We start from the raw sequence: 23375 nt of genomic DNA, 5'->3' as shown, positions 1-23375 counted from the left end.
GCGCGTTTGGGGGGAACTGCACGCCATGGTGCACGGCGTACGTCATAGTTGCCTCCATGGGCAAGCAGGAAGACTTCGTTCTCCGCGCTCTTGAGGAGCGCGACGTCCGGTTCGTACGGCTGTGGTTCACCGACGTGCTCGGGTTCCTCAAGTCGGTGGCGATCGCACCGGCCGAGCTGGAGAGCGCCTTCGGCGAGGGCATCGGCTTCGACGGTTCCGCGATCGAGGGCTTCGCCCGCGTGCAGGAGTCGGACATGCTCGCCAAGCCCGACCCGTCGACGTTCCAGATCCTGCCGTGGCGTGGTGAGGGCCCGTCGACCGCCCGCATGTTCTGCGACATCATGATGCCGGACGGCAGCCCGTCGTACGCCGACCCGCGCCACGTGCTCAAGCGCACGCTCGCGAAGGCGGCCGACAAGGGATTCAGCTTCTACACCCACCCGGAGATCGAGTTCTACCTCTTCAAGGACTCGCCCGAGGCCGGGGTCGAGCCGCGCCCGGTCGACAGCTCCGGCTACTTCGACCACACCGCCCAGTCGTCGGGTGCCGACTTCCGCCGTGAGGCGATCACGATGCTCGAGTCCATGGGCATCTCGGTGGAGTTCAGCCACCACGAGGCCGGTCCGGGCCAGCAGGAGATCGACCTGCGCTACGCCGACGCGCTGACCACGGCCGACAACATCATGACCTTCCGCACCGTCATCCGTGAGGTGGCGCTGGGCCAGGGGGTCTGGGCCTCCTTCATGCCCAAGCCCTTCACGCAGCACCCCGGGTCGGGCATGCACACCCACCTCTCGCTCTTCGAGGGCGACCGCAACGCGTTCTTCGAGGCCGGGTCGCAGTACCAGCTCTCGACGACGGGGCGCCACTTCATCGCGGGCATCCTGACGCACGCCGCGGAGATCACGGCCGTGACCAACCAGTGGGTCAACTCCTACAAGCGCCTGATCGGCGGCGGCGAGGCACCGACGTACATCTCGTGGGGCCACAACAACCGCTCCGCGATGATCCGCGTACCGATGTACAAGCCCGGCAAGGGGCAGTCGACCCGCATCGAGCTGCGCTCGCTCGACGCCGCCTGCAACCCCTACCTCGCCTTCGCCGTGACGCTCGCCGCCGGCATGAAGGGGATCGAGGAGGGCTACGAGCTCCCGCGCGAGGCCGAGGACGACGTCTGGTCCCTCACCGAGCGCGAGCGACGCAGCCTGGGCATCCAGTCCTTGCCGCGCACGCTCTTCGAGGCGATCAACATCGCCGAGAGCTCGGAGCTCCTGGCCGAGACGCTCGGGGAGCACGTCTTCGACTTCTTCCTGCGCAACAAGCGCGCCGAGTGGGACGCCTACCGCGGCGAGGTCTCGGCGTTCGAGCGCGACCAGATGCTTCCGGTGATCTGACGTGGCCGGGCGAAGGGACAACTCACAGGGCCGTGACGGCGCACGTCGGGCGACCCGCCGGCGCGCGGACGACGAGGCGCCGGTGACGCGCGGGCCAGTCCTCGACGAGCGCAAGCGACCGGTCTCGGTGAAGCGCTCCAAGAAGATCGGCAAGAACGTCCGTGTCGATGCCACGCGGGTCAGCGGCCCGATCCGCGTCGTGCTGGAGCCGATGCTGTGGCTGTCCTTCCTGAGCGGCATCGTGTGGGTGCTCGTCGCCCTGGACCCGGGCGTGCGCGACCCCGCTGAGGGCGTCGTGTTCTACGAGTACACGCTTCCGCTGGCCATCATCGTCGCGGCAATCCTGCTCATCTCCACGATCAGCGCACTGATGTGGCTGCCCGTCTCCACCTCGTCGACGCGGGCACGCACCGCCTTCGCCGGGCTCGGGATGCTCGCCTCGGGGTGGCTCTTCGCCAAGCTGCACCCCGTCGACACCCAGGACCTGTTGGAGATGTCGTGGCTCTCCATCTCCGTCGGTGTGCTGCTCGTCGCCATCTGCGCCGTGCCCTGGCCGACGAGTCCCGCCATGGTGCCGCGGCCCCCCAGCGGCAAGGAACGCGTCGCGCTCGTCGTGCTCTTCGCCCTCGCCGCCATGGTGGCCGTCTACGCCTGGGATGCGGCACAGGTGGGCCTCGTGGGCGTGCGGCCGGGTGGCGAGACCGGCTGGGACCGCCTGTTGCCCTTCCTGAGCTTCTTCGTCGTGCTGACCGCCGCCATCCGCCACCTGATCCGCCGCCCCGAGCGCCGGACCCTCGACGCGCAGGACCCTGCGTACGACCACGGGTACTCGCACCACGTGGGGTGACGGAACGCGACTGATGGCTGCCCCTTCCAGCACCACGATGCTCGTCAGGGCCGGGTTCGAGAACCTGGCCGCTGCCAGGTCCGGCCTCGCCGAGCTCGGGCCGGTGGGTGAGGCGGTGCTCGAGGCGCTGGCCAAGGTGGCCGACCCGGATCTGGCGCTGCGTACGCTGCTCGACCTGCTGGCCGCGCTCGACGACTCCACCGCGCTGGTGGACACGCTCGTGGCGGACACCGCCACGACCACGCGGCTCGTGCACGTGTTGGGAGCCAGCCAGGCGCTGGGGGAGCACCTGGTCCGTCATCCCCACCACTGGCGTGAGCTCCAGGACCCGACCCTCGCGTGCACCCGCTCGTCGGCATGGTTCCTGCGTGACGAGCTGCTGCGCAGCGTCGGGGCTGACCCGACAGCACAGTGGCCGGTGGCCACGTTGTCCCACCCGGAGGCCGTGGACGCCCTGCGGGTGGAGTACCGCCGACTGCTGCTGCGCGTGGCCGCGCGCGACCTGGCGCACGGGCAGCAGATGGACGACACGGCTGCCGAGCTGTCGGACCTCGCCACGGGCACTCTCGAGGCGGCCCTGGCAGTGGCCCGTGCCTGGGTGGGGGCGGAGGCCGACGACGTACGCCTCAGCGTGATCGCCATGGGCAAGTGCGGCGCCCACGAGCTCAACTACGTCTCCGACGTCGACGTCATCTTCGTGCACGAACCGGTCGACGGGATCGAGGAGCACCACGCCACCCGGGTGGCCACCCAGGTCGCGTCGCAGATGATGCGCGTCTGCTCCGACCACACGCGTGAGGGCACGATCTGGCCGGTCGACGCCGGTCTTCGTCCCGAGGGCAACCAAGGGCCGTTGGTGCGCACCCTCGCCAGTCACCACAGCTACTACGAGCGCTGGGCCAAGAGCTGGGAGTTCCAGGCTCTGCTCAAGGCGCGGCCGGTCGCGGGCGACGTCGAGCTCGGCCAGCGCTTCTGCGACATGGTGGCCCCGCTGGTCTGGACGGTCGCCGAGCGGGACGGGTTCGTCCAGGCCGCGCGGGCGATGCGCCGACGGGTCCTGGAGCACATCCCCAGCAAGGAGGCCAAGCGTCAGCTCAAGCTGGGCGTGGGAGGTCTGCGCGACGTGGAGTTCGCCGTCCAGCTCCTCCAGCTGGTGCACGGGCGCGCCGACCCGACGGTCCGGGCACCGACGACGCTCAGCGGCCTCTTCGAGTTGACCCGTGGCGGCTACGTCGGTCGCGCTGACGGCGAGGCGCTCCACGAGGCCTACACCTTCCTCCGCACCTTGGAGCACCGCCTTCAGCTCTTCCAGCTGCGGCGCATCCACGTGGTGCCGGAGGACGAGGAGTCACTGCGTCGGCTCGGCCGCGCCATGGGGTTCTTCCGGGACTCCGGACCCACGTTGGAGGAGGAGTGGCAGCGCCGTCGCCGACTGGTCCGCCGGCTCCACGAGAAGCTCTTCTACCGCCCGCTGCTCGAGGCCGTCGCCCGGATCCCCGGCCCTGACGCCCGCCTGACCCTCGCGCAGGCCGAGGACCGCCTGAAGGCACTGGGGTACGGCGATCCGCGCGCGGCGCTGCGACACCTCGAGGCCCTGACCGCGGGGGTGTCACGCAGCGCGAACATCCAACGCACCCTGCTGCCGGTGATGCTGGAGTGGTTCGCTGAGACCCCCAATCCTGATGCGGGGCTCTTCGGTTTCCGCCGGCTCAGCGAGTCGCTCGGTGACTCCCACTGGTACCTGCGCCAGCTGCGCGACGAGGGGCAGGTGGCCCACCGGTTGGCCACGGTGCTCTCCACCTCACGCTTCGTCAGCGCGCTCCTCGAGCGGGAACCGCAGGGGGTCAAGATCCTCGGCGACGACCTCACGCCGCTCACCAAGGAGGCGCTCACCGCCGAGGCGGTGGCAACGGCGCTGCGTCACCCCCAAGCGGTCGACGCCGTGCGTGCGGTTCGCGGCATCCGCCGACGTGAGCTCCTGCGCATCGCCGTCGGCGAGATCTTCGGCGAGACCGACGTGGAGGAGGCTGGCCGCGCACTCACGGCCCTCACCGACGCCACGCTGGAGGCGACCCTGCAGGCCGTGCTGCGTGACCAGACCGCGCGCCGAGGCCTCGACGAGCCCCCGGCCAGAATGGCGATCGTGGCGATGGGCCGCTACGGCGGCGACGAGCTCTCCTACGCCAGCGACGCCGACGTGATCTTCGTGCACGAGGTCGTCCCCGGGGCCGACCCGAACGAGGCGTCGCAGTTCGCCGCCGCGGTCGCCAACGACATCCGTACGCTCCTCGCCGCTCCCGGCACCGACCCGGCCCTCGAGATCGACGCCGACCTGCGTCCGGAGGGGCGCCAAGGGGCCCTGACGCGCAGCCTCGACTCGTACGCCGCGTACTACGCGAAGTGGTCGGCGACCTGGGAGGCGCAGGCACTGCTGCGCGCCGACGCCGTGATCGGAGACCCCGACCTGCGCAAGCGCTTCACCGCCTTGGTCGATCCGCTGCGCTACCCGCCCAGGGGGGCTGACGAGGACGACGTCCTGGAGGTGCGCCGGATCAAGGCGCGCGTCGACAACGAACGGCTCCCGCGGGGGGCGGACCCCCACACGCACTTCAAGCTGGGCCGTGGCGGTCTCGCCGACATCGAGTGGACCGTGCAGCTGATCCAGATGCAGTGGGCGGGCCGAGTGCCCGCGCTGCGCCAACCCGCGACCCTGCCCTCCCTCGAGGCCGGCGTGGAGGCCAGCCTGGTGGAGGCGGAGGACGCGAAGTCACTGCGCACCGCCTGGAGGCTGGTCAGCCGCATGCGCAACGCCGCCACGCTCGTACGCGGCAATGCGACCGACCACATCCCGCAGGACGCGAAGGAGCGCGCTTCGCTGGCCTTCCTCATGGGCTACGACATGGACGACACCGACCGGATGGTCAACGACTACTTGAGGACGACGCGGCGCGCGCACGCGGTCGTGGACCGGATCTTCTGGGGCTGAGCCCTGACGCACTCGGCCGCGCCGCAGCAGCGCGGACGCGACACCCGGACGCAACGAGCGCCGACCCCGTGACGGGACCGGCGCTCGTGAGGCGTGGAGCGGGAGGGCTCAGAACGTGTGGTTCGTGGGCGGAGAGACCTCGCCGCGCTGGCTGGCGGCGTCGTGGCTCTCCTTGACCTGATGCAGGAGGTCGACCAGGGGGGTCTCCTCGCGTGCCTTCTCCCGGTACTTCTCCGGCAGGGTGGTGAGCTGCTCGCGTGCCTCCATGAGCTCCGCGTACAGGCGCTCGCGCTCGTTGGGGTCCTTGGTGTAGTCGGCGTCGAGATAGGCCTGCGCGTGGCGGCGGGCGTTCGCGATGATGGCGTGCGCCTTGCCGGCGGGGCTGAGCAGGGACGCCAGGACGGTGATGAGCAGGACGCCCAGGATGACCGACAGGGAGAGGCCGATGCTGACCTCGACGACGTTGACGTGCTCGCCCTCGTTGATGAAGGGCAGGTTGTTCTCGTGCAGCGCGTGCAGGATCAGCTTCACGCCGATGAAGGCGAGGATCGCGGAGAGGCCGTAGGAGAGGTAGATCAGGCGGTCGAGCAGTCCGTCGATGAGGAAGAAGAGCTGGCGCAGGCCCATCAGGGAGAACGCGGTGGCGGTGAAGACGATGAACGTGTTCTGGGTGAGGCCGAAGATCGCAGGGATCGAGTCCAGGGCGAAGAGGATGTCCGTGCCGCCGATGGCCACCATGACCAGGAGCATCGGCGTCATGACCTTCTTGCCGTTCTCGATGGTGAAGAGCTTGTCGCCGTCGTAGTGGTCCGAGGTGTGCAGGAATCGCTTGGCCAGGCGGATGACGAAGTTGTCGACCTCCTCGTCCTCGTCCTCGCCCTTCAGCAGGTTGCCCGCGGTCAGCAGGAGGATCAGGCCGAAGATGTAGAAGACCCAGGCGAACTGGTTGATCAGCGCCGCGCCGAGGAGGATGAAGCCCGTACGCGCGATCAGCGCGAAGACGATGCCGAAGAGCAGCACCTTCTGCTGGTCCTCACGCGGCACCTTGAAGCTCGCCATGATGATCAGGAAGACGAAGAGGTTGTCGACGCTGAGCGCCTTCTCGGTGATGTAGCCGGCGAAGTACTCCGAGCCCATCTGGCCGCCGCCGAAGAGCAGCACACCGAGGCCGAACAGCACGGCGAAGCCGACGTAGATGGCCGACCAGACGGCCGCCTCCTTCAGCGTCGGTACGTGCGCCTTGCGCACGTGGAAGAAGAAGTCGAACGCCAGAAGTCCCAAGATGGCGACGATGGTCAGGCCCCACACGAGCGGGCTCACGGACATGTAACTTCTCCTGGATCGGGGTGGGGGAGTGAGACGGCAATCGTCCAGCGGACGGCCTGCCGTGGCCGTCCAGTCTGTCATGCGTGAGGAGAACGCCCCGGATCGTGGTGGAGTTCCGCCGAAGGCCGACCGGGCGAGCGCCCGAGCAGCCTCTTGCGTGTGACGTGGATCACTGTCATGGTGACAGCAACACTGTGAGAGTCCGCTCGGAGGCTCTCACCTCGGGAGGGAGAACCCTGGTGAAGCCCATTCGTCACGCCCGTTCGGCGGCGGTCCTCGTGGTCACGTCCGTGCTGGCGGTGCTGCCTCTGGCCGCCACGCCCAGCGCTCACGCAGAGCCACCTCGGCCCGCCTTCTACGAGGCCCCCGCCACGCTGCCCGCCGCCAACGGCGACCTCATCCGCAGCGAGAAGCTCGACCTGCTTCTCGACCCTGCCGGCGCCCACACCGTTGCCTTCGACGCCACCCGCGTGCTCTACCGCTCGACCAACCGGACCGGAAAGCCGATCGCGGTCTCCGGCTCGATCTTCGTGCCCAAGGCGAAGTGGGTCGGCTCCGGCACCAGGCCGGTCATCGGCTACGCCGTCGGCACGCAGGGCATCGGGGACTCGTGCGCCCCCTCGCGCGTCTTCAGTGAGCTGTTCGAGTACGAGTCGATCTTCATGGCCGGTCTCCTCGCCCGCGGCTACGCGGTCGCGATGACCGACTACGAGGGACTCGGCACCGCCGGGATGCACACCTACATGGACCGGGTCTCCCAGGGGCGCGCGGTGATCGACATCGTGCGTACGGCGCAACGCATGCCCGGCACCGGCCTGACCGCGAACAGCCCCGTGGCCTTCGCCGGCTACTCCCAGGGTGGCGCGGGCGCCGCGTCCGCCGCGGAGCTCGCCGGGTCGTACGCCCCCACCATGAAGGTCAAGGGGAGCGTGGCGAGCGCGGTCCCGGCCGACCTGCGGGCCCTGCCCGACGCCATCGACGGCAGCCTCTACTCGCTCTTCACCTGGTTCGCCATCGCCGGCCTCACGTCGAGCTACGGCATCGACATGGACCCCTACCTCAACGCCAAGGGCAAGGAGATGTACGCCAAGATCGCGGACGACTGCGTCTTCGACCTGCTCGGGTCGGCCTTCACCAGGTCGTCGGACTACACGGCCGACGGAGCCGGGCTGGACGAGCTCATCACCCGGGCGCCCTTCGAGCAGATGATCGCTGACCAGCGCATCGGTCGGATCAAGCCCAACGCGCCGGTGCTGGTCACCCACAGCCGCCTCGACGACGTCGTGCCGCACCGGGTGGCCACCCAGCTCACGCAGGACTGGTGCAGCCGAGGCGCGACGGTCCGGCTGAGCAGCAACCTCTCACCGCTGCACGTGGGCGGCATGCTCAACCACGCGACCGAGATCTACGCCTTCCTGGAGGCGCGCTTCGCAGGTCTGCCTGCGGCGTCGTCCTGCTGGCGGATGTGACTGCCCTGCACGTCTGCCGGCAGTGCGGGCCACGCACCTGTCGGCAGACGTGTGGAGCGGGTCAGCTGCCGCAGCAGCGCAGCGCCAGGGTGACGACCCGCGCGACGACCTCGTCGCGCGGCTCCTCGGGGTGGGTCCGCAAGCGGTCGCAGGTGTCGCACAGTGCCAGCACGGCCCGGGCGGTGCCGGAGGCCTCGGCGGGGTCGCCGAGACGGCTGACCAGCGAGGTGATGTAGGTCCGGTACTGGTCGACCACCTCCACCAGGGCCGTCATGTGCCGGTCCTCCAGGACCTCCAACATGCCGAGGCCGAAGTAGGCGGCGTCCCAGGCGAGCGACATGTCGCCCTTGTCGAGTCGCCAGCCCACGTGTCGGGTCACCAGGTCGACGAACTCGTCGTGCGGTGAGCGGCCCGGGACGACGGGCTCGATGACGACGACCAGGAAGTCGTCGAGGATGTCGAGCAGGCCGTCGATGAGAATCTGCTTCTTGCCGAGCGGGAAGTGCCCGTAGATGCTCGCGGCCTGCATGCCCACGGCCGCGCCGATCTCGCGCATGGAGGTGCCGCCGTAGCCCTTGCGGGCGAAGAGGGACATGGCCTCCGTCGCGACCCGACGCCGTGTGGAGCCCTTGACCGGATCGGTGAGGGAGCGGACCCCTGCGATGAAGCGCGTGCGTTCGTCGGTGATGGGCAGGGCTTGAGCCGTCATGGTCAGAGCCTAGTGTTGAAGAACACGCCCCAGTGGGTTGTTGGTCACTCTCGAGAGAAGAGGTTCACCGTGAACGGATCGCCGCGTCAGGTTGCCGACCAGATCATCAGCGAGCTCGTGCCTGCCCCCGGTTCCCTCATCGGTGGGCGTTGGCTGAGCTCGGGCCGGGAGACCTTCGCGGTCGAGGATCCTGCGACCACCGAGACCTTGGTGGCAGTCTCCCGGGCGACCGTCGCGGATGCCCGCGACGCCGCCGACGCCGCCGCCGAGGCGCTGCCCGCCTGGGCTGCGCGGGCGCCGCGCGAGCGGGCGGAGGCCCTGCGCCGGGCGTACGACCTCATGGTCGAGCGGACCGACGACTTCGCGACCCTCATGGTGCTGGAGAACGGCAAGTCGCTCGCCGACGCGCGCGCCGAGGTCAAGTACGCCGCGGAGTTCTTCCGTTGGTACGGCGAGGAGGCCGTGCGCAACGAGGGGTTGCTCGCCGTGGCGCCGGCTGGAGGTGCGCGCTCCTTCGTGCAGCGCCGCCCCGTCGGGGTGGCGGTGCTCGTCACGCCGTGGAACTTCCCTGCCGCGATGATCACCCGCAAGGTCGCCCCCGCCCTGGCGGCCGGGTGCACGGTCGTGGTCAAGCCAGCCTCCGAGACGCCGCTCACCGCGTTGGCGCTGGCCGGGCTCCTGCTCGAGGCGGGCGTGCCCACCGGCGTGGTCAACGTCGTCGCCAGCGACCAGGCCGGTGACAGCGTCGGGGCCCTGCTGGAGCACCCTGCGGTGCGCAAGCTCTCCTTCACCGGGTTCCACCCGAGTGGGGTCGCTCCTGCTGGAGCAGGCCGCGGCGCGGGTGCTCAACTGCTCGATGGAGCTGGGGGGCAACGCACCCTTCGTCGTGACCGCGAGCGCCGACATCGACCTGGCCGTCGAGGCCGCCATGGTCGCGAAGTTCCGCAACGGCGGCCAGGCCTGCACGGCGGCCAACCGGTTCCACGTGCACCGCAGCGTCCACGACGAGTTCGTGGAGCGCTTCGGTGCGCGCGTCGAAGCGCTCGAGGTGGGCACGGGGCTCGGCGGCGCCGAGATCGGCCCGATGATCTCTGCCGCAGCAGCAGCGAGGTTGTGGGAGAGCGTCGAGGCGGCCGTGGCGTCGGGCGCCGAGGTCACGGCACGGGCCAAGGTCCCCGAGGGCGCCGGGCACTTCGTGGCACCGGTCCTGCTCACCGGGGTCGCGACCGACGCCGAGATCCTCCAGCACGAGCTCTTCGGTCCGGTGGCGCCCGTGGTGGTCTTCGACGACGTCGACGAGGCGGTCGCGCAGGCGAACGCTTCCGAGATGGGGCTTGCGTCCTACATCTGCTCCGGTGACCTCCAGGAGGCGATGCGGATGGCCGAGCGGTTCGAGATCGGGATGGTCGGCATCAACCGCGGCATCGTCTCCGACCCGGCAGCCCCCTTCGGCGGCACCCGCACCAGCGGCCTGGGTCGTGAGGGTGGCCACGACGGGCTCGAGGCCTTCACCGAGACGCAGTACCTCAGCGTCGACTGGAGCTGAGTGCCCAGCCGTCAGACGGTCTGGGTGGAGGCGGGCCGTCCGGTGAGCACGCGCACCGCGAGGTCGGTGGTGGACGGCACGTTGAGGTGGCCGACCACGTGCTCCACGCGGGCGATGTCCAACGGCAGCAGGCCGGGCGTGCCCGGTACGTCGGGCGTGAGGCCGAGGTCGAGGTCGTCCTGGCCCGACATCACGGCCATGTTGAACTCGAAGCGCTCCCTGGCGCCCGGCGCGCTCAGGCGGCGCACCAGTGACGGGCCGATCCGACGGTTGCCCGTCTCGGCTGCCCAGTCGTCGAGGACGGCGAGGAGCGTACGCCCGTCGCAGTGCTCGACGTCGCTCCACACCGCGTCCATCGACCCCATGAGCTCGAGCAGGATCGGAGCGGTCTTCTCCCCGATCCCGGGCACGCCGGGGAGGTTGTCCGAGGCGTCGCCGCGCAACGCGGCGTACTCGAGGTAGTGCTCGGCAGCCACGCCGTACATCAGCTTCAGACGTTGGGGCGTGAGCAACGGTGAGTTGAGGATGCCGCCGTTGATCAGCCTCAGCACCCGGGTGTGGTCGCTGATGTGGGCGAAGGAGTCACGGTCGGAGGTCACGATCACGCAGTCCCAGTCGTGGCGCACGGCCCACGTGGCAGCCGAGGCGTTGACGTCGTCGGCCTCCAGGCCCGGGGGAGTGAGGGTCGCCAGGCCGAGGGCGTCCAGGAGGGCGCCCGCGCGTCCCAGCTGGTCGACGAGCTCGGCGTCCTTCTCGGCGCGACCTGCCTTGTAGTCGGGGTAGAACGACGCCCGGACCGACGACTCACGGTCGTCGAGCCCGAAGATCACCGCGTCAGGTGCGAACCGGTCGATCGCCTCGATGATCTGGCGCAGCATGCCGTGCAGGGCCCAGGCCGGCCGGTGCGAACGGTCCATCAGACGGGTGTGGGCGCGGGCGTGGTGGTTGCGATGCAGCAGCGAGGGGGCGTCGACGGCCAGCAGCAGGCGGCGGGGGCGCTCCGGAGGGGTCAGCACGGGCGTCCAGACGTCTGCACACGCAGGCCGGAGCCCGGCGTCTCGAGTCGATGGGAGGGGCCCAGGAGGAGCACCGTGTCAGGCACGCGGCGATCGTAGCCGAGGACGCGGGCGTCGACGGGCCTCGCGGCGCACAGGGTGAGCCACCCCACCCGCCTGTGCACCGGACGCCCGCGGCGGGGCCCCAGAAGGCAGAATGCCTGAGGTCACCCGCTTTTTCGGCGCTGGACGCCCGCCTCTGGGATGCTTTCCCACGGCGCGTCGGTCGAGGTGGCCACGTGTCAGGAGGCAACGGAAGCAGATGAGTGAGATCGCCGGGGAGCTGGCGAGGGTCAACGGCGCCTTCGACCAACCCACGCTGACGCTGCTCCACCAGCGTCAGGCTCCCGTCGTCATCACCCTGTTCCGCTCCGCCTTCGGCCGGGACAACCGCCCGATCCCCACCGCTCGGCTCCACACCCAGGTCGAGGAGCACCTCGCCGCCCTCGCGCTCTCCGGAGAGTCGGAGGTGCCCACCGGCAGTGGTCGCGACCTGTGCCAGAAGTGGATGCGAGGACAGTGGCTGGTCCGCTCGCTCGACGAGCGGGGCAACGAGGTCTACACGCTCACCTCGCACGCGCAGCAGGCCCTCGAGCTCGTCAAGAACCTCACCCGTGACCGCGCCACCCTCAGTGAGCACAGGATCGCCACCATCCTCGGCACCGTGCGGCGCTTCAACTCCGAGGCCAACCCCGACCGCACCACGCGCGTGACCATCCTCAACCAGGAGATCGCACGCCTCCAGGCCGAGCGCGACCGTCTCGTCGACGGCGCCGAGATGGTCTCGGCCACCGAGGACTGGATGAGCGAGGGCTTCACCGAGCTGCTCTCCCTCGTCTCCGCCCTGCCCAGCGACTTCGCGCGCGTCGAGGAGCGGTTCGCCCAGATCAGGACGGAGATCCTGGCCGCCTTCCGCGCCGAGGACCGCCCTGCCGGCGAGGTGATCGACGCCTACCTGGAACGGGCCGACGCCCTGATGACCGCCACGAACGAGGGCCGGGCCTTCGAGGGGGCCTTCGCCCTCCTGCGTGACGATGCCCTCGTCGCCCAGCTGCGCGAGGACCTCGGAGCGCTGCTGGAACACCCTCTGTCCGACCGCATCCTCGGTGAGGTCGACCGCGCCGAGCTCCGGGGCACCGTGAAGCTGGTGCGCGACGGGCTCGACCGCGTCCTCACCCAGCGCTCGCGGGTCACCGCGACGCTCAAGGAGTACATCGTCTCCCACGACGCGGCGCGCGACCGTGAGCTCGAGCAGACCCTGCGCCAGGTGGAGGCCGAGATGGCCACCTGGATGGCGACGACCGGGCCGCGCGCGACCCACGACGTGCCGATGCTGCCGCAGCGCGCCACCATCGACCACCTGCGCGAGAAGTTCTACGACCCGGCAGACGACGTCCTGCCGGAGCGCATCGAACGCGACCCCGTGCCCGATGCGCCGACCGTGCTGCTCTCCTCGCTGATGGCCCAGGGCGGTCCGCAGCTGGGGACCCTGCGACGTCGGCTCGACGAGGCGTTGTCCGGTCTCGCCCCCGCCGCCTCGCTGGGCGACTTCTTCGAGAGCCTGGAACCCTCGCTGCGTCGGCCGGTGGAGATCTTCGGGCTGCTGCACCTGGCGGCGGACCGCGGATGGACCGTCACCGACGAGACCGAGACCTATGCGGCCCTGCGCAACGACGGGACGGGGCGGATCTTCACGGTGCCGCGACTGCCCCTGCCCGACCCCGACCTCGACGAGAGCGAGAGCCACGCATGAGCGACCTCGAACAGGACCTCGAGCAGGACCTGGGCGGTGACCTGGCCGACGACCTGGGCGACGACCTGGGCACTGGCACCGACGACTCCCACGACACGGCGTCGGTCTCCCTCTTCGAGGGCGACGAGGGCACGTTGGAGTTCACCCGCCGCCGCACGCTGGTCACCCTGCTCAAGGCCCGCTTCATCAGTGCCCGCACCCACCCGCGTGAGTGGGAGGTGCTCGTGGAGGACGAGCGGCTGCTGCGCTCGCGCCTCAACGACCTCTTCCTCGACCTGCAGGTCGACCGGGAGCGGGAGGTGGCGTGGAAGCGTCAGGCCTCCTCGGAGACCGGCGGACGCTTCCCGACGCTGCTGCACGACGTGCCGTGGTCGCGCGAGGAGACGTTGGTGCTGGTGCACCTGCGCGACCGGCTGCGGGCGGGCTACGCGAGCGGGGAGTCGCGTGTCTTCATCGACCGCGAAGACATCGTCGAGCACGTGGCCTCCTTCCGGCCGTTGCACGCCACCGATGAGTCCGGCGACGAGAAGCGCGCGCGCAACGCGGTGCTGAGCATCGTGAAGTCGGGGCTGCTGATCGGTGCCGCCGGCGACGACCGCTACGAGATCAGTGAGGCCGTGGAGCCGTTGCTCCCGCTCGAGCTGCTGACGGAGCTGCTCGAGGCGCTGCGCCGGGCGAACTCCGTCGAGGAACGGCCAGCGCGGGTGGAGGACCTCTTCGGCGAGGGCGCCCCCGAGCATGACGAGAACCGGCGCGACGAGAACAGGCATGACGACGAGGAGTGGGCATGAGCAGCGACGTGGCCGTCGGCGCCGACGGGCTCTTCGACGCCTCGGTCGTCACCACCCCGAGCGACGACACGATGCAGTGGCGTGCGGCACTGCTGCAGCTGGTCAACTGGGGTGGCTTCAGCGGCCTGACCAGCATCCCGTTGCGTGGTGACACGACGATGATCTCCGGCGCCTCCGGCGTCGGCAAGAGCACCGTGCTCGACGCCTACACGGCGCTGATGATGCCGTCGGACACGAAGTTTAACGGCGCCTCCAACGATGCGGTGTCGGGTCGTGCTCGCAGCGTCGGCCAGCGCAACCTCCTCTCCTACCTGCGGGGAGCCGTCGACGTCGTCGACGACCCCAGGACCGGTCGGCCTGTCGAGAAGCTGCTGCGGGGCCGTGGCACCGACACCTGGGGTGCGGTGGCGATGACCTTCGTCAACGACCAGGGCGGGCGCTTCACGGCGCTGCGCACCTACTACGTGCCGCGTCGGGCCACCCGCTCGAGCGACGTGCAGATGCAGCTGGTGACCCATGAGGAGGCGCTCGGCCTGGAGGCGCTGGAGGCTGCGGTTCCCGACCGCTTCCACGCCAACACGTTGAAGAAGCTCTTCCCGGGGGTGCGGGTGCACCGGACCTACGCGGAGTTCGCCGCGGTGCTGCACGCCCGCCTGGGCATCGGCGCCAACAGCGACGGCGCGAAGGCGCTGCGACTGCTGGCCCGCATCCAGGCCGGCAACCAGGTGCGCAGCGTCGACGAGCTCTACAAGGAGATGGTCCTCGAGCGACCCTCGACCTACGCCGCCGCGGACCGCGCCATCGCCCACTTCGACGACCTCGACGCCTCCTACTCGGCGATGCGGACCGAGGAGGCCAAGCTCGCGCTGCTCGAGCCGATCACCGCGCTGCACGAGCGCAAGGTCAACGCCGCGCGCCGCCTCACCGAGCTCGATGCCTTCGGGGTGACCCTGGGTGGGGACACCCCGCTGCGCACCTGGCTGCTGCGCACCCACCTGCGCCTGCTGGAGAAGGCGGTCGCGGAGAACCGCGACGCGCGCAGGACCACCGCCGACGCCTATGCCGCGGCGACCTCGGGAGAGGCCTCGTTGGTCGCTGACCTCGAGGCGGCCAAGGAGGCCCACCGCCAGGCCGGAGGCTCGACGCTCCAGTCGCTGGCGCTGGCCGTCGAGCAGGAAGCAGTGGTGCGTCAGGACCGGCTCGGCCGGCGCGCCACCCTCCAGTCGCGGCTCCTGCCCCTGGTGCAGGTCACCGAGGCCCAGGAGGCTGGCGCCGACCTCACGGTCGAGGGCATCGAGGTCGCTCCGGCACTCGACTCCGCCAGCGACTTCGCCGAGCTCCAGTCCCGGGCCCGTGCCTGGCTGGAGGGGTGGGAGTCCGTCCACGCCGAGCTCAAGACCGCCCGTGACGCGGCCCGTGACCGGCGGTACCCGATCAACGTGCGTCAGAGCGAGCTGCGTCGTGAGCGCGGCTCCATGGAGAGCCGGGCCGGACGCATGCCGGTCCGGATGCACGAGCTGCGCGCCGAGGTGGCCAGCGCCAGTGGTCTGCCGGTGGAGGAGCTCCCGTTCGTCGCCGAGCTGATCGACGTCGCCCCCGAGGAGTCGCGTTGGCGGCTCGCGGTCGAGACCGTGCTCGGATCCTCCGCCCGCACCATGCTGGTGCCGCTGGACCGGCTCGAGGAGTTCTCCTCCGCGATCGACGGCCTGCAGCTGCGCGGCCGGATCCACTTCGAGGGCGCCGAGACCGATCTGGGCGACCTCGGTCCGCAGGACCCCGAGCGGGTCGCCGGCAAGCTGGTCTTCAAGGAGTCGCCCTTCTCCGGCTGGGTCCAGGAGCACGTCTCCGACCCGTCGCGCAACGCCCTCTGCGTCGAGGGCCCTGACGGCCTGTCCGGCGACGGGCTGCGGGTGACGCTGGCCGGGCAGACCCGTCAGGGACGCCGCGGCGCCCACGGCCTGGGCGACCTGCGCAACGTCATCGGCTTCTCCAACGACGACGCGCTCGCCGACATCGACGGCGAGCTCGAGGCCCTCGAGGCGCAGCTGGTCGCCATCGACGAGGAGGTGGCCGAGCTCGACCGCCGTACCAGCGTGCTGGAGCTGCGCCGCACCGCGTACGAGGCCATCGCCGCCGCCCGCTACGACGACCTCGACGTCGCCGGCAGCGAGCGTCGCATCGCCGAGCTCGAGCGTCGTCGCGAGGAGATCCTCACCTCCGACGACCAGCTCCAGGCGCTCCAGGGGCAGATCGAACAGCTCGAGAGCCAGCTGGAGGCGACCCGCAAGGACCGCTACGACCTCGAGCGCCGGCAGAAGGAGCTGGGGCACGCCCACGCCGAGTTCGTCGACTCCGAGGACATGGTCAAGGACCGCCTCGAAGCGCTCGAGCGCAGTGGCCGGGCCGTGCTCGACGACGCCCAGGACGCCGCGCTCACCGCGGAGTTCGCGGCCGCCGTCGCACCGGCGGACCCCGACGACCTCGACCGGTTCGCCGAGAACTCCCAGCGGCTCTCCGAGCGGCTCCGCGCCGCGGTGGGGGAGGCCGAGGCGGAGGGCCGCCGCGCGGAGGAGGAGCTGGCCGCGATCTTCCGCATGTACAAGCTCCAGTGGGACTCGCCCAACCTCGGTGCGACCGCCGACTCCTACGCCGACTACGCGCGGATCCTCGGTGACATCAAGGGCACCGGCCTCGCGGGCCGTCGCTCGGAGTGGCGCCGTCGCCTGACCGAGTGGAGCGGGCAGGACCTGGTGCCGCTGGTCGGTGCGATGGCGAGCTCGATCGAGGAGATCGAGGATCGGCTCGAGCCGATCAACGCCATCCTCCGGCGCCTGGAGTTCGGTGGCGAGGGCGACCGTCTGCGCATCCGTTTGCGGCGACTCGCTCCTGCCCACGTCCAGGCGTTCATGAAGGACCTGCGGACGCTCGCCGGTGGTGGGACCGCTGAGCTCGACGAGGCAGACCTCGAGAAGCGCTTCACCGACCTCAGCCGCTTCATGAAGCAGCTGCGCCGACCCAGCGACACTTCCGAGGGCACCTCGGACCGCGACCGGCTGCTCGACGTACGTCGTCACGTGGAGATCAGCGCCGAGCGCTACGACCACGCCACCGGTGAGCTGCTGGCGACCTACCGCACGCTGGGGGAGAAGAGTGGTGGCGAGAGCCAGGAGCTCGTCGCCTTCATCGTGGGATCGGCGCTGCGGTTCCGGCTCGGCGACGAGATGCGCTCCCGGCCGCGCTTCGCGCCGGTCTTCCTCGACGAGGGCTTCGTGAAGGCGGACTCGGAGTTCGCCGGTCGTGCCGTGCAGGCCTGGAAGGGGCTGGGCTTCCAGCTGATCGTCGGTGTGCCGCTGGACAAGGTCACTGGCCTCGAGCCCCACATGGACGACCTGCTGGCGATCACCAAGAACGCGCAGACCCACCAGTCGTGGATCACGCCGATCACCGACCCGGCGCGGACCAGGCAGGTCGAGGGTGTGACCGTCCCGGCCAGGTGATCGGGGCGCCACCGGGACTGGTGGTGTGACGGCGTCCTTGCCAGAGTGGGGGCAGGGCACGCCAGGTGCGTGCGAGCCGTCCGAAGGAGCAGCATGGATCAGCACCACACGCCGTCACCGACCACACCCCTGCCCGCCGGAGACCGCGAGGTCGACGTGCTGGTGATCGGGGCGGGACTCTCCGGGATCGGTGCTGCCCGCCACCTCCTCGTCGACCGGCCGGGGACCTCCTTCGCCGTCCTGGAGGCACGCGATCGGATCGGTGGGACGTGGGACCTCTTCCGCTATCCCGGCATCCGCTCCGACTCCGACCTGCACACCTTCGGCTACGCGTTCAAGCCGTGGACCGACGACGACGTGATCGCTGACGGTCCCAGGATCCTCGACTACCTCCACGACGTGGTCCAGGAGTACGACCTCGCGCCGCACGTCCGCTTCGGCCACCACGTCCGTGCCGCCGACTTCGACTCGACCACGGCGCGCTGGACGGTGCGCGTGGAGGTCGACGGGCAGCCCGTCACGTGGAGCGCCCGCTGGATCTTCAGCGCCGCCGGCTACTACCGCTACGACCGTGGCCACGTGCCGGACCTGGCGGGTGCGGACGACTTCGCCGGCACGGTCGTGCACCCGCAGTTCTGGCCCGGACGACCTCGACGTCCAGGGCCGCCGGGTGGTGGTCATCGGCAGCGGAGCGACGGCGGTCACCCTGGTTCCGGCGCTGACGTCGCAGGAGCAGGGCGCCGCGCACGTCACGATGCTCCAGCGCACCCCGACGTACGTCATGCCGTTGCCGCGACGCGACCGGATCGCGATGGCCCTGCGCAGGGTGCTCGGCCCCGAGCGCGCCCACGCGCTGGTGCGTGCCAAGAACATCGCCCGCGGCCAGTGGATCTGGAACCTCAGCCGGATCCGACCTGGCCTGTTGCGCAGCGCGATCCGTCGGGCCAACATGGCCTCGCTGCCCGCCGGCTATCCCGTCGACACCCACTTCAAGCCGCCGTACGACCCGTGGGACCAGCGCATCTGCGCCGACCCCGACGGCCTCTTCTTCGCGGCGCTGCGCTCCGGCCGCGCGGAGGTGGTGACCGACCGCATCGATCGCCTCACCGCCGACGGGGTGCGGCTCGCCTCGGGCACGGAGCTGCCCGCCGACGTGATCGTCACCGCGACCGGGCTGGAGATCCAGCTGATGGGCGGTGCCGACCTGTCCGTCGACGGGGAGGCAGTGGACCTGCCGGAACGGATGACGTACCGCAGCTCCATGCTGACCGGCGTGCCCAACTTCGTCTTCGCGATGGGCTACACCAACCAGTCGTGGACCCTGCGCCTCGGCCTGGTCTGTGACTGGTTCACCAGGCTCTTGGACCACATGGACCGCATCGGGCAGCAGGCCGTCGTCGTGGAGCCGGACGTCGACGTCAACGCGCGCTCGGCGCTGGACTTCGACGCCGGCTACGTGCGGCGGGCGGCGGCGTCGTTGCCGCGCCAGGGGGACGTGCCCCCGTGGACGGTGCCGATGGACTTCTACGCCGACCGTCGGTTGCTGAGCAAGGGCCCGGTGGTCGACGAGCACCTCCGGTTCTTCGCTCCCACGGGAGGCCTCCCGCCCACGACCACGCCACTGACCGGGGAGGTCGTCGGATGAAGGCACCGACGTGGCAGGACGCCGTCTGGGACGACGACGCCGAGCGGCTGGTCGAGCTGCCCACGGGCATGACGATCTGCCACCGTGTCGACGGCGGCGCTGATGACGGTGACCCTGATGACGGTGACGGCAACGACGTGCCGGTCGTGCTGGTGGCGGGGATGTCGGAGGACATGACGGCCTGGACGCCTTCGTTGGTGACCCCCTTCCTGGACCGCGGGCACCGGGTCGTCCGGTTCGACAACCGCGACATCGGTCGGTCGAGCCGGGTGAGCGCCCCGGCGCCGTCGCTGTGGCGGCTCGCCACCGCCAAGCCGTTGCCCGGGGCCTACTCGCTGCACGACATGGCCGACGACACCGTGGCGCTGCTCGACCATCTGGGGATCGAGTCGGCCCACCTGGTCGGTCGGTCGATGGGCGGGATGATCGCCCAGATCGTCGCCGCGCGAGAGCCGGCGCGGGTGCGCAGCCTCACCTCGCTCTACTCCACGACGGGTGCCCGCAGAGTCGGTGGGACCGCGTGGTCGACCAAGCGCGGGATGCTGCGGCCGGCCGCCCGCACCGAGGATGAGTGGGTCAGCCGCCACCTGGCTGTCACCGCCCACCTCTCGGGACGCGCCCACCCGATCGACCTCGAGGAGGAGGAGGCCCACGCCCGACTGTCGTGGCGCCGCCTCTCGGGACCCTCACCGGCAGGGGTCGCCCGTCAGATCCAGGCGATCCTGACGAGCGGCAACCGCACCCGGGAGCTTGCCGGGATCACCGCACCGACCTTGGTGATCCACGGCGACCGCGACCTCATCGTGCACCCGAGCGGGGGTCGCGCCACGGCCGCTGCCGTCCCCGGTGCCCGCCACGTCGAGATGCCGGGGATGGGTCACCACCTGCCGGCGTCGTTGGCCGCGACCCTGGCCGACGAGGTGCTCGACCACATCTCGGAAGCCAGCTCCTCCGCGCGCCAGTGAGGGGTGCACGGTTGAGGGGTGCGGGCCGTCAGTGGTCCTCGCCCCAGTTGGCGATGATGACGGCCACCGGTGGCAGGAGTGCGGCGACCACGGACATCCCGACCGCGGCCTGGGTGGACCACAGGCGTACGAGGTTCCACGCCAGCACGATGAGCAGCAGGCACGTGCCCATCAACGCGAAGTACCAGCGCCGTCGCCGGCGCAGTCGCTCGCTCTGCGCGCGTTCGACGTCGCTGAGGATGTAGCGCGGGTCGTCGCGTCCCATGGATCCAGCCTGCCACGGGCCAGCCGCGGGCCCCAGCCTCTCGGCCAGGATCAGGCCCCAGCCTCAGGCGGGGGCGGGCTGGGCGGAGCGACGCGGCTCCCGGCGTGTCTCCTGCTCCCAGACCTCGAGGCCCGGCGTGAGCGCCTCCCGGTCGTCGAAGACGAAGCAGTCGCCGTTGAAGTGGTCGCCGCCGACGTCCTCGAAGTACTGGAGGATGCCGCCCTCGAGCTGGAGCACCCGGTCGAGTCCTTCCTCCTGCATGAAGATCGCCGCCTTCTCGCAGCGGATGCCGCCGGTGCAGAACGAGACCACGGTGCGACCTTCGAGGGCGTCGCGGTGCTCGCGCACGGCGCTGGGGAACTCGGTGAACTTCTCGATCCGCCAGTCCAGCGCCCCAGCGAAGGTGCCGTAGGAGACCTCGAACGCGTTGCGCGTGTCGAGCAGGACGACCTCGCGGCCGTCGTCGTCGTGGCCCTGGTCGAGCCACCGCTTCAGGGTGCGGGGTGCGACGGCCGGCGCCCGGCCGGTCGCCGGGCGGATGGTGGGGTGGTCCATCCGGATGATCTCGTTCTTCAGCTTCACCAGCATCTTGCGGAAGGGCTGGGCGGGCGACCACGACTCCTTCGCCTCGAGGGCGGCGAAGCGTACGTCCTCACGCAGCGTGTCCAGGAAGCCGCGCAGGTCGGTCGCGTCTCCCGCGAGGAACAGGTTGATGCCCTCGGGCGCCAGCAGGATCGTCCCCTTCAGGCCCGCAGCGTCCGCCCGCCCCAGGAGCGTCGTACGCAGTGCCTCCCGGTCGTCGATCGGGGTGAACAGGTAGGCGGAGATGTTGAGCACGGGATTCACGGGCAGTGAGTCTAGGAGCACCCTGACGCTCGGCGATGGGGCCACGTGCTCAGCGGATGACGACGAAGGGCACCCGCCGGGTGGCGGGTGCCCTTCCAGGTTCGATCCGAGGTGCGAGCTGCTCCGGCTGCTCAGGCGCGACCGAAGAAGACGCTCGAGGTCCAGATGCGCTCCTGGCCGACCGGCTTGCCGGGGCGCGAAGCGTGGAAGACGCGGTTCTTGCCGGCGTACAGGCCCACGTGGTAGACGCGGCCGCGGTTGTGGAAGAAGACCAGGTCGCCGCGCTTGGGCGACCGGATCCGCTTCACGGCACCGGCCTGCGCGCTGGACGTGCGGGGGAGGTACTTGCCCACCTTCGCGTAGGCCCAGCGGGTCAGGCCCGAGCAGTCGAAGGCCCGGGGACCGTTGCCGCCGTAGACGTAGGGCGCCCCGGTGCGGCTGCGCGCCTTGAGGAGGGCGCGACGCCGCGTCGGCAGACCACGCTTCCTGGCCTTCTTCTTCTTGGCCTTGGCTCCAGCCTTCTTGGTGCTGATGACGTGGGCCACGTTCGTGACCGAGCTCGTGGAGCTGGTGGTGGAGCTCGCCGGCGCCTGGGTGGTGGGCGCAGTCGTGGGCGCAGTGGTCGGCGCAGTGGTGGTGGTCGACGAGGTCATCGAGGGAGTCGCGGTCGCGGCGGGTGCCGACGAGGCCGCGTGAGCGGGGGAAGCGGCGAAGGACGCCGCGATGAGGGTGCTGATGAGCGCACCACTGAAGAACGACATGTTCTGTCGCATGGGTGGGGTCTCCGGCACGCGCCTACGGCTGATGACCTGTCGGATTCGGGCTTGCCGTGCCCGGGCGATCTCTCGCCTTCACCCCGAGCCGCCCCCGAAGGGCGGCAGTGCAGCTGGGTCAGCCGTGCTCGACACCACTCGATCCTTGCGTTTCGAGTCACCCCGGCGACGTGTCGAGCTTCGGCGCGGTCCGGGTGGCCCCGCCAGTTGCGACGAGGACTTCAGCAGAGGTGTTCCTGCCTTGGCTTCCAGAGTGCATCGCCGACCCGCCCTACACAATATTGGGGACGCTGTGCGCTATAGCACATGCCCTCTATCAAACTGGGTATGCGTCCGGTTGCGGCGCGTCGTGGTGTCACGCGCTGCGGCGTACGGCCTTGGTCGCCTGTTCCTTGAAGGCCGTCATGAACAGCTCCCGCAGCGCTGTGGTGTCCCGCAGCAGCTCGGGACGTACGGCGCCACGCGCGATCAGGTCGCAGACCTGGATCCAGGCCTCGCCCATGGCCAGGGTCAACGTCGAGGCGACGGAGGCGTTGAGGACGCCCCCGGCGACGTTGGCGCCGGGGATGAACTTGAGCAGGTTGCCCGCGGCGCTGCGACCGGCGGTCGTGGCCGCCGCTGTGGAGGCGAGCGCCAGGGCGGTCGACCGCTCCACCGAGACGCCGTAGAGGTGGGCGATCTTGGCGAGCATGCCCAGCTGCAACGGCACCAGCAGTGCCGCGTCGGAGAAGGGGATCGGGCTCGCGGCCGTCACGGCCGCCGAGCTCGTCGCGGCAGCCACGTAGGTCCGGGCCTGCTTCCGCTTGAGCGCGAAGTCGATCGTCTGAGCACTCGCGAGGGCCTCCCGGGCTGCATCGGGAGTGACGCGAAAGGTCGCGTCCAACACCTCCTGGAGGCCGTGCGCCGGCCCGTCGAAGTCATCGTCCTCGGCCATGGTGAAGAAGACCCGGTCGCCGACCAGCCTCAGGCCGAGACGGTGGATGTGCTCCGCCAGCTCCTCGGCCCGTGCCGCAGGACGCCCGTCGCGGCTCGGCACCTGGGTGAGGACCAGGACCACGGGGAGGCCGAGCTCGTTGAGGAGCTGGACGAAGCGGGCCTCGGAGTCCTCGAAGCGTCCGTCGCGGGCACGGACGCAGTACCAGGCGACGTGGATCTGTTCCCGCACCGGCTTGCGTCGCAGCGAGGAGACGAGCTCGCGGACCTCCCTGAAGAGCGTCTCGTCGTCGCGACCCAGCTCGAGCCCCTGGGTGTCGTAGAGGCCGAGGGTGTCACCCGCGTACAGGTAGAGGTGGTGCCCCTTGGTGACCGGCCGACCCACGCCGGTCTCCGCCACCTGGCTGCCGAAGACGGCGTTGACCAGCGTGCTCTTGCCGACCCCGGTCTTGCCGAAGAGCGCAAGGTTGAAGCGCCCCACCTCATCTGCGTGCTCGGCCCGCCGGTCGGCCAGGGTCCGCTTGACCCATGCCTCACTGATCTTGTCCATCGTCACGCACCTCGCCTGCGGGGAT

Annotated in this window: 17 protein-coding genes and 2 pseudogenes; 12 read left to right on the top strand and 7 right to left on the bottom strand. The window is 70.4% G+C overall.

The window, feature by feature from the left end; translation table 11 throughout:
- Window positions 1-56 precede the first annotated feature (56 nt).
- The 3 genes from FCL41_RS10340 (at window position 57) to FCL41_RS10330 (ending at window position 5227) form a co-directional block, all read left to right on the top strand.
- Window positions 57-1394, top strand: a complete 1338-nt coding sequence (locus tag FCL41_RS10340; protein ID WP_137065949.1) for a glutamine synthetase family protein — start codon at window positions 57-59, stop codon at window positions 1392-1394.
- 82 nt (window positions 1395-1476) lie between these two features.
- Complete coding sequence (locus tag FCL41_RS10335) at window positions 1477-2241, top strand: hypothetical protein (RefSeq protein WP_137065948.1); 765 nt, start codon at window positions 1477-1479, stop codon at window positions 2239-2241.
- 13 nt (window positions 2242-2254) lie between these two features.
- Entirely contained in the window at window positions 2255-5227 is a 2973-nt protein-coding gene (locus FCL41_RS10330; RefSeq protein WP_137065947.1) for a bifunctional [glutamine synthetase] adenylyltransferase/[glutamine synthetase]-adenylyl-L-tyrosine phosphorylase, read from the top strand.
- Window positions 5228-5335: 108 nt separating this feature from the next.
- On the opposite strand, the gene FCL41_RS10325 is transcribed toward FCL41_RS10330, so the two are convergent.
- A complete protein-coding gene (locus tag FCL41_RS10325) occupies window positions 5336-6553 on the bottom strand; it encodes a TerC family protein (RefSeq protein WP_137065946.1) in 1218 nt (405 codons plus the stop codon).
- 239 nt (window positions 6554-6792) lie between these two features.
- Between FCL41_RS10325 and FCL41_RS10320 the strand changes: the two genes are divergently transcribed.
- Window positions 6793-8022: a lipase family protein gene (locus FCL41_RS10320; RefSeq protein WP_212723131.1), complete on the top strand. Its 1230-nt coding sequence runs from the start codon at window positions 6793-6795 to the stop codon at window positions 8020-8022.
- A 61-nt stretch (window positions 8023-8083) separates the two neighbouring features.
- Here FCL41_RS10320 and FCL41_RS10315 read toward each other — a convergent pair whose 3' ends face one another.
- Window positions 8084-8731: a TetR/AcrR family transcriptional regulator gene (locus FCL41_RS10315; protein WP_137065945.1), complete on the bottom strand. Its 648-nt coding sequence runs from the start codon at window positions 8729-8731 to the stop codon at window positions 8084-8086.
- A 117-nt stretch (window positions 8732-8848) separates the two neighbouring features.
- On the opposite strand from FCL41_RS10315, the pseudogene FCL41_RS17815 reads away from it, so the two are divergent.
- Window positions 8849-10277: pseudogene (locus FCL41_RS17815) on the top strand (NAD-dependent succinate-semialdehyde dehydrogenase).
- A gap of 11 nt (window positions 10278-10288) precedes the next feature.
- Here FCL41_RS17815 and FCL41_RS10305 read toward each other — a convergent pair.
- A complete protein-coding gene (locus tag FCL41_RS10305; protein ID WP_239021609.1) occupies window positions 10289-11293 on the bottom strand; it encodes a 5'-3' exonuclease in 1005 nt (334 codons plus the stop codon).
- A 301-nt stretch (window positions 11294-11594) separates the two neighbouring features.
- Here FCL41_RS10305 and FCL41_RS10300 point away from each other — a divergent pair, with 301 nt between their 5' ends.
- The 6 genes and pseudogenes from FCL41_RS10300 to FCL41_RS10280 all read left to right on the top strand — a co-directional run bounded on the left by FCL41_RS10300 (window position 11595) and on the right by FCL41_RS10280 (window position 19983).
- On the top strand, window positions 11595-13085 hold the full coding sequence (locus tag FCL41_RS10300; protein WP_137065944.1) for a DUF3375 domain-containing protein: 1491 nt from the start codon (window positions 11595-11597) through the stop codon (window positions 13083-13085).
- Entirely contained in the window at window positions 13082-13876 is a 795-nt protein-coding gene (locus tag FCL41_RS10295) for a DUF4194 domain-containing protein (RefSeq protein WP_137065943.1), read from the top strand. Before FCL41_RS10300 ends, FCL41_RS10295 begins: the two co-directional genes overlap by 4 nt.
- Window positions 13873-17373, top strand: a complete 3501-nt coding sequence (locus tag FCL41_RS10290) for an ATP-binding protein (RefSeq protein WP_137065942.1) — start codon at window positions 13873-13875, stop codon at window positions 17371-17373. Before FCL41_RS10295 ends, FCL41_RS10290 begins: the two co-directional genes overlap by 4 nt.
- Before the next feature lie 93 nt (window positions 17374-17466).
- Window positions 17467-17637, top strand: a pseudogene (locus tag FCL41_RS17810) (NAD(P)-binding protein); the annotation flags it as partial.
- Window positions 17638-17968: 331 nt separating this feature from the next.
- Window positions 17969-19018, top strand: a complete 1050-nt coding sequence (locus FCL41_RS17470) for a flavin-containing monooxygenase (RefSeq protein ID WP_239021607.1) — start codon at window positions 17969-17971, stop codon at window positions 19016-19018.
- A complete protein-coding gene (locus tag FCL41_RS10280; RefSeq protein WP_137065941.1) occupies window positions 19015-19983 on the top strand; it encodes an alpha/beta fold hydrolase in 969 nt (322 codons plus the stop codon). Before FCL41_RS17470 ends, FCL41_RS10280 begins: the two co-directional genes overlap by 4 nt.
- Before the next feature lie 28 nt (window positions 19984-20011).
- On the opposite strand, the gene FCL41_RS10275 is transcribed toward FCL41_RS10280, so the two are convergent.
- From FCL41_RS10275 to FCL41_RS17465, 3 genes are all read right to left on the bottom strand, one after another.
- Complete coding sequence (locus FCL41_RS10275; RefSeq protein WP_137065940.1) at window positions 20012-20248, bottom strand: DUF3099 domain-containing protein; 237 nt, start codon at window positions 20246-20248, stop codon at window positions 20012-20014.
- Between the two features lie 63 nt (window positions 20249-20311).
- Complete coding sequence (locus FCL41_RS10270; protein ID WP_137065939.1) at window positions 20312-21094, bottom strand: sulfurtransferase; 783 nt, start codon at window positions 21092-21094, stop codon at window positions 20312-20314.
- Between the two features lie 131 nt (window positions 21095-21225).
- Entirely contained in the window at window positions 21226-21639 is a 414-nt protein-coding gene (locus tag FCL41_RS17465; protein ID WP_239021606.1) for a C40 family peptidase, read from the bottom strand.
- Here FCL41_RS17465 and FCL41_RS17460 point away from each other — a divergent pair.
- On the top strand, window positions 21626-21790 hold the full coding sequence (locus FCL41_RS17460; RefSeq protein WP_239021605.1) for a hypothetical protein: 165 nt from the start codon (window positions 21626-21628) through the stop codon (window positions 21788-21790). The two genes, FCL41_RS17465 and FCL41_RS17460, sit on opposite strands and share 14 nt — an antisense overlap.
- A 432-nt stretch (window positions 21791-22222) precedes the next feature.
- On the opposite strand, the gene FCL41_RS10260 is transcribed toward FCL41_RS17460, so the two are convergent.
- Window positions 22223-23350, bottom strand: coding sequence for a GTPase family protein (locus FCL41_RS10260; RefSeq protein ID WP_137065938.1), 1128 nt, complete (start codon window positions 23348-23350; stop codon window positions 22223-22225).
- Window positions 23351-23375 lie beyond the last annotated feature (25 nt).

It is taken from the genome of Nocardioides jishulii, from assembly GCF_006007965.1.
GTDB classification, from domain to species: Bacteria; Actinomycetota; Actinomycetes; order Propionibacteriales; family Nocardioidaceae; genus Nocardioides; species Nocardioides jishulii.
The sequence above is the reverse complement of the archived record's forward strand: the minus strand, read 5'-3'. Positions and strand labels throughout refer to the sequence as shown.

What these genes read in the sequence shown, in the direction of transcription:
- FCL41_RS10340 (WP_137065949.1), top strand. Translation starts at nt 57, where the DNA reads ATGGGCAAGCAGGAAGACTTCGTTCTCCGCGCTCTTGAGGAGCGCGAC.
- FCL41_RS10330 (WP_137065947.1), top strand. Translation starts at nt 2,255, where the DNA reads ATGGCTGCCCCTTCCAGCACCACGATGCTCGTCAGGGCCGGGTTCGAG.
- FCL41_RS10325 (WP_137065946.1), bottom strand. Translation starts at nt 6,553, where the DNA reads ATGTCCGTGAGCCCGCTCGTGTGGGGCCTGACCATCGTCGCCATCTTG.
- FCL41_RS10315 (WP_137065945.1), bottom strand. Translation starts at nt 8,731, where the DNA reads ATGACGGCTCAAGCCCTGCCCATCACCGACGAACGCACGCGCTTCATC.
- FCL41_RS10300 (WP_137065944.1), top strand. Translation starts at nt 11,595, where the DNA reads ATGAGTGAGATCGCCGGGGAGCTGGCGAGGGTCAACGGCGCCTTCGAC.
- FCL41_RS10295 (WP_137065943.1), top strand. Translation starts at nt 13,082, where the DNA reads ATGAGCGACCTCGAACAGGACCTCGAGCAGGACCTGGGCGGTGACCTG.
- FCL41_RS10290 (WP_137065942.1), top strand. Translation starts at nt 13,873, where the DNA reads ATGAGCAGCGACGTGGCCGTCGGCGCCGACGGGCTCTTCGACGCCTCG.
- FCL41_RS10280 (WP_137065941.1), top strand. Translation starts at nt 19,015, where the DNA reads ATGAAGGCACCGACGTGGCAGGACGCCGTCTGGGACGACGACGCCGAG.
- FCL41_RS10275 (WP_137065940.1), bottom strand. Translation starts at nt 20,248, where the DNA reads ATGGGACGCGACGACCCGCGCTACATCCTCAGCGACGTCGAACGCGCG.
- FCL41_RS17460 (WP_239021605.1), top strand. Translation starts at nt 21,626, where the DNA reads ATGACGTGGGCCACGTTCGTGACCGAGCTCGTGGAGCTGGTGGTGGAG.
- FCL41_RS10260 (WP_137065938.1), bottom strand. Translation starts at nt 23,350, where the DNA reads ATGGACAAGATCAGTGAGGCATGGGTCAAGCGGACCCTGGCCGACCGG.